The sequence below is a fragment of the Streptomyces sp. NPDC005899 genome (assembly GCF_040629645.1).
Lineage (GTDB): Bacteria > Actinomycetota > Actinomycetes > Streptomycetales > Streptomycetaceae > Streptomyces.
On sequence record NZ_JBEXWB010000374.1, the window covers coordinates 1 to 5950 of the forward strand.

Sequence of the window (5950 nt, forward strand, 5' to 3'; positions counted from 1 at the left end):
GGGCAGGGGCACCGGGCCGCCGGGCGGGAGCTGGACGTGCCCGGTCGTCTCCCGCGACGGCGGGAGAGGGGCGGGGGGGGGCGCCGCTCCCGGGCCCTGGGGTGCGGGCGGGGCCGGCGGCGGGCCTGGCGGGCCCGGCGGCGCGGGCGGCGGCCCCGGCGGACCGGGGTGGCCGGGGTGCTGGGCCTGGTGCGCCCACAGCCCGTTACCGGGACCGTGGGGCGGCGGCAGCGGGGCCCCCACTGCGTGCTGCATCCGGTGCCACTCCGTCTCGTACAGGCAACTGGCGCTGGTCGACGGCAACCGTACCTTCCCCGGCCGCCACGCGGTGAACGGCCGGGGAGCGTACGAAGTGCCCGGTCTCAGTCCGGCAGTTCACCGGCGAGCGCCCGCAGCGCCAGCCGGTAGGAGCCGATGCCGAATCCTGCCACGGTGCCGGTGGCCACGGGAGCGACCACGGAGGTGTGGCGGAATTCCTCCCGTGCGTACGGATTCGAGATGTGCACCTCGATCAGCGGGGCGGTGCGCTGCGCGGCGGCGTCCCGCATGCCGTACGAGTAGTGCGTGAAGGCGCCGGGGTTGAGGACGACCGGAATCGCCCCGTCCGCCGCCTCGTGGAGCCAGCGGATCAGCTCGCCCTCGTCGTTGGTCTCACGGACCTCGACGTCGAAGCCGAGCTCCTTGCCGAGCGAGCGGCAGGTGTCCACCAGACCGGCGTACGACGTCGCCCCGTACACGTCGGGCTCACGGGAGCCCAGGCGTCCGAGGTTGGGGCCGTTGAGCACGAGGACCCTGCGGGTGCTCACGCGGAGACCTCCCCGTAGGCGGCGAGCAGCACCGCCGGGTCGGGGCCCTCGATCACGGTGGGCTTCCCGATGCCGTCCAGGACGATGAAGCGCAGCAGGTCGCCCCGGGACTTCTTGTCGACCTTCATGTTCTCCAGCAGCTTGGGCCACTGGTCGCCGCGGTAGGTGAGCGGCAGCCCGACGGAGCCCAGGACCGCGCGGTGCCGGTCGGCGGTCGCGTCGTCGAGGCGGCCCGCGAGGCGTCCGAGCTCGGCGGCGAAGACGAGGCCGACCGACACGGCGGCGCCGTGGCGCCACTTGTAGCGCTCGTTCTTCTCGATGGCGTGGGCCAGGGTGTGCCCGTAGTTGAGGATCTCCCTCAGGCCGGACTCCTTGAGGTCGCTGGAGACGACCTCCGCCTTGACCCGGATGGAGCGCTCGATCAGCTCCGCGGTGTGCGGCCCGGCGGGGGTGCGGGCACCCTCGGGGTCCGCCTCGACGAGGTCGAGGATGACCGGGTCGGCGATGAAGCCGGCCTTGATGATCTCGGCCATGCCGGAGACGTAGTCGTGGACCGGCAGCGAGTCGAGCGCGGCGAGGTCGCAGAGCACCCCGGCGGGCGGGTGGAAGGCACCGACGAGGTTCTTGCCCTCGGCGGTGTTGATGCCGGTCTTGCCGCCGACCGCCGCGTCGACCATGGCGAGCACGGTCGTCGGCACGGCGATCCAGCGCACCCCGCGCAGCCAGGTGGCGGCGACGAAGCCCGCGACGTCGGTGGTGGCGCCGCCGCCGACACCGACGATGACGTCGGTGCGGGTGAACCCGGTCTGCCCGAGCGCCTTCCAGCAGTAGGCGGCGACCTCGACGGTCTTGGCCTCCTCCGCGTTGGGCAGCTGGACGGCGATGGCCTCGTAGCCCTGGTCGGCGAGGTCCTGGCGGACCGCCTCACCCGTCTCGGCGAGCGCCTCGGGGTGCAGCACGGCGACCCGCTTGGCACGGTCGCCGATGAGGGCCGGCAGTTCGCCCAGGAGCTGCCGGCCGACGAGGACCTCGTAGGACTCGGTGCCCGCGGAGCCGGCGATCTGGATGCGCGTGGTGCCCTGGTCGGTCATGCGTGTGTTCTCCCGGCCGGCCGGCGCGGGCTCACCCGTGCGCTCCGGCAGTTCCGTGGCGTCGAGGATCGCGCGGGCGACCTCGTCGGCGGTGAGTGCGTCGGTGGCGACGACCGCGCGGGCCACCTCCTCGTAGAGGTGGCGCCTGGCGTCCATGAGTTCGCGCCACTGCCGCCGCGGGTTGACGGCCAGCAGCGGGCGGGCGGTGTTCAGTCCGACCCGCCGGACGGCCTCGTCCACCTCCATCGAGAGGTAGACGACCTGGTGGCCGGCGAGCAGGCCGCGGGTCGACTCGTCGAGCACGGCGCCGCCGCCGAGCGCGAGGACGCCCGTGTGCTCGGCGAGCGCGTCCCGCACGGCCTGCCGCTCCAGGGCGCGGAAGTGGTCCTCGCCCTCGTCGAAGAAGATCTCGGGGATCGGCTTGCCCGCCATGGCCACGACGTCCGCGTCGGTGTCGCGGTACGTGGTGCCGAGCCGCTCGGCGAGCAGCTCGCCCACCGTGGACTTGCCGACGCCCATGGGGCCGACGAGGACGATCAGCGGGCCGCTCACCGGATCTGGAGGTGGGAGAGGTAGGAGCGCACGTTGCGGTGCGTCTCGGCGACGCTGTCGCCGCCGAACTTCTCCGCGACCGCGTCGGCCAGCACGAGGGCCACCATCGCCTCGGCGACGATACCGGCCGCGGGGACGGCGCAGACGTCGGACCGCTGGTGGTGGGCCTTGGCCGCCTCGCCCGTCACCACGTCGACCGTGGCGAGGGCGCGCGGCACCGTGGCGATGGGCTTCATCGCGGCACGCACCCGGAGCAGCTCGCCGGTGGTCAGACCGCCCTCGGTACCGCCGGAGCGGCCGGAGGTGCGCCTGATGCCGTTCTCGGTGGCCACGATCTCGTCGTGCGCCTCGGAGCCCGGCACCCGGGCCAGGTCGAAGCCGTCGCCGACCTCGACGCCCTTGATCGCCTGGATGCCCATCAGGGCGGCGGCGAGACGGGCGTCGAGCCGCCGGTCCCAGTGCACGTGGGAGCCGAGACCGACGGGGACGCCGTAGGCGAGCACCTCGACGACACCGCCGAGGGTGTCGCCGTCCTTGTGGGCCTGGTCGATCTCCGCGACCATCGCCTGGGAGGCGTCGGCGTCCAGGCAGCGCACGGGGTCGGCGTCGAGCCGCTCGACGTCGGAGGGCTTGGGGTAGACACCGTAGGGCGCCTTGGCCGCGGCCAGTTCGACGACGTGGGAGACGATCTCGATGCCCGCGGTCTCCTTCAGGTAGGAGCGGGCGACGGCGCCGAGGGCGACGCGGGCCGCGGTCTCCCGGGCGCTCGCGCGCTCCAGGATCGGCCGGGCCTCGTCGAAGCCGTACTTCTGCATACCGGCGAGGTCGGCGTGGCCCGGCCGGGGGCGGGTCAGCGGCGCGTTGCGGGCCTGGGCGGCCAGCACGTCGGGGTCGACCGGGTCGGCCGACATGACCTGCTCCCACTTGGGCCACTCGGTGTTGCCCACCATGACGGCGACGGGTGAGCCCATGGTGAGGCCGTGCCGGACGCCGCCGAGGAAGGTGACCTCGTCCTTCTCGAACTTCATCCGCGCGCCGCGCCCGTAACCGAGCCGTCGCCGGGCGAGCGCGTCCGCCACCATCTCCGTGGTGACGGGGATGCCGGCGGGAAGACCCTCCAGCGTCGCCACCAGTGCGGGGCCGTGCGACTCCCCCGCGGTCAGCCAGCGCAACCTGCTCAACGGTGCTCCTCCTGCTCGCGCCTGAAAAAACCGACGGCGCGACCGGGTGCGCGGCCCTGGCCCGCCGCCCCCGATCCTCCCACGCCCGGGGGCCGGGCCCCGCCGCCGGTCCAGCAGACGGACGGTCCGGCGGGAGAGGACGTGCGAGGGTCTCAGCGTGCGCGTGCGGTGAGGGCCTGCTCGCCGGCCGACCGCATGACGGCCAGGGGAGCCTGGCGTCCGGTCATCTGTTCCACCTGCAGGACGGCCTGGTGCACCAGGAGGTCGAGCCCTCCGACGACGCCGGCGCCGGCCGCCGACCAGCGGGAGGCCAGGACGGTCGGCCAGGGGTCGTACAGCACGTCGAACAGGGTGCCGGGAGCGTCGGGTACGGCGTCCGCCAGCGCGTCCGTGGCACCGGCGGGGGTGGTGGCCACCACCAGGGGGGCGTGCAGTGCCTGGTCCGCCGCGGCCCAGTCCGCGATCCGGACGTCCACGCCGAGGCGTTCGCCCCAGCCCCGCATCTCGTCGGCGCGGGCGGCGCTGCGCACGTAGGCGGTGACGGGGCCGGAGCAGACCCCCGAGAGGGCGGCGAGCGCGGAGGACGCCGTGGCGCCGGCGCCGAGGATCGCCGCGGAGTCCACCGTGCCGACCCCGCGTTCACGCAGGGCCGCGATCATGCCGGGGATGTCCGTGTTGTCGCCGGTCCGGCGGCCGTCCTCGGTGAGGACGACGGTGTTGACGGCCTCGACCGAGGCCGCGGTCCCGCTGATGTCGTCCAGCAGCGGGATGATCGCCCGCTTGAGCGGCATGGTGAGGGAGAGGCCCGCCCAGGAGGCGTCCAGGCCCTCGACGAAGGCGGGGAGGGCCGCCTCGTCCACCTCGAAACGGTCGTAGGACCAGGTGTCGAGCCCCAGCTCGCTGTAGGCGGCCCGGTGCAGGACCGGCGAGAGGGAATGGGCGATGGGTGAGCCGAGGACCGCGGCCCGGCGGACGGCGCTCACTGGTCGGCCTTGTTCTCTTCGTACTTCCGGCGGTTGCGCTCGTGCTCCTCGTTCGTCACCGCGAACAGCGTCTTGTCCTCGGTCACGGACACGAAGTAGTACCAGGGGCCGGAGGCCGGGCTGATCGCCGAGTGCAGCGCGTCGGCGCCGGGGTTCGTGATCGGGCCGAGCGGCAGACCCTTGATCCGGTAGGTGTTGTACGGATCGTCGATCTTGCGCAGGTCGTCGACGGCACCGACGTCCAGCGTGCTTTCGGCCCTGATGTAATTGACCGTCGAGTCGAATTCGAGCCTGCCGACCGTCTCCAGGTTGTCCGGCTCGAGCCGGTTGTACACGACCCTGGCGACCTTGTCGAAGTCGTGCTTGTACTTCCCCTCTTTCTGCACGAGGCTCGCCACGGTGAGGAGTTCGAGCGGTGAGCGCAGTTTGAGCTTCGCGGCGTTGCCCGCGAGATCGAGCGTCTCGTACTCCTTGTTCGCCCGGGTCACCATTCTCTTCAGGGCGTCCTCGGGCTTCGACCCCTTGGCCACGGGGTAGGCCGCCGGGAAGAGGAAGCCCTCCAAGGGGTCCTTGATCTTCGGGTCGTCGTCGGCCCACTCGGGCAGTCCGAAGCTCTTCGCCTTGGTCCTGGCGACCTCCGCGGTGGTCCCCTTCTTCAGGCCGAGCCTCTTGTCGATGGCCGCGTAGATCCCGCTGGTGCTCGTTCCCTCGGGAATGACCAGCGCGTTCTGGCTCGCCGGGTCCAGCATCATGTCGACGGCGCTCTTGGCGGACATCTCCTTCCTCAGGAGATAGACGCCCGCCTGGAGGGACCGCCCCTTCGGATTCCCGCTCTGCGCCGAGATGAAGGCGTCGGCCGATTTCACGACGCCGGCCTTCTTCAGGATGTTCGCGATCTCGTTCCCGAGAGCGCCCTGCGGGATCTCCACCTCCACCGGGCTCGTGCCGCTGCCGGTGAAGTCGGGCGCCGCGCCGAACTGGCTCTGGTAGTACGAGTAGCCCAGGTAGGCCACCCCGCCCAGTCCGCCGGCGAGGACCACGGCCACGCCCAGGCACGCGCAGCCGTTGCGGCTCTTCTTCTTGCCCTTGCCGCGGCGCTCGCCGCCGTCCCGGCGTGCGCGGCGGGAGTCGTCGTCCCCGTCCTCGCCGTCCTCGTCGTCGCGGGGGCGGGGCCCCCGCGCGTCACGGGTGGCGGCCGGTGCGTCCGTGCCCGTGAAGAATGGATGCGTCTCCTCCTGCGGCACGTCCGGATCCCAGTCCGGGTCCTGCTGCCGGGGCTCGTGACGCTGAGGGCCCTGCGGCTGCTGCCGAGGGGCCAGCCCGCTCTGGCCGGGTGT

Annotated in this window: 6 protein-coding genes; all 6 read right to left on the bottom strand. The window is 72.9% G+C overall.

The features are described from left to right. The coding region (locus tag ABZ371_RS27965; RefSeq protein WP_358684588.1) for a Pro-rich N-terminal domain-containing protein at positions 1–255 on the bottom strand (255 nt) is incomplete at its 3' end. Positions 256–362: 107 nt separating this feature from the next. Continuing rightward, positions 363–806, bottom strand: coding sequence for a type II 3-dehydroquinate dehydratase (aroQ, locus tag ABZ371_RS27970; protein WP_358684590.1), 444 nt, complete (start codon positions 804–806; stop codon positions 363–365). Beyond that, positions 803–2449: a 3-dehydroquinate synthase gene (gene aroB, locus ABZ371_RS27975; RefSeq protein WP_358684592.1), complete on the bottom strand. Its 1647-nt coding sequence runs from the start codon at positions 2447–2449 to the stop codon at positions 803–805. Before aroB ends, aroQ begins: the two co-directional genes overlap by 4 nt. Continuing rightward, positions 2446–3630, bottom strand: a complete 1185-nt coding sequence (gene aroC, locus ABZ371_RS27980) for a chorismate synthase (protein ID WP_358684595.1) — start codon at positions 3628–3630, stop codon at positions 2446–2448. Before aroC ends, aroB begins: the two co-directional genes overlap by 4 nt. A 152-nt stretch (positions 3631–3782) precedes the next feature. Beyond that, the gene (locus tag ABZ371_RS27985; RefSeq protein WP_358684597.1) at positions 3783–4613 is read right to left on the bottom strand and encodes a shikimate dehydrogenase; all 831 of its coding nucleotides are present in this window, start codon (positions 4611–4613) and stop codon (positions 3783–3785) included. Continuing rightward, on the bottom strand, positions 4610–5950 hold a 1341-nt coding region (gene mltG / locus ABZ371_RS27990; protein WP_358684599.1), incomplete at its 5' end, for an endolytic transglycosylase MltG. The genes ABZ371_RS27985 and mltG, both read right to left, overlap by 4 nt.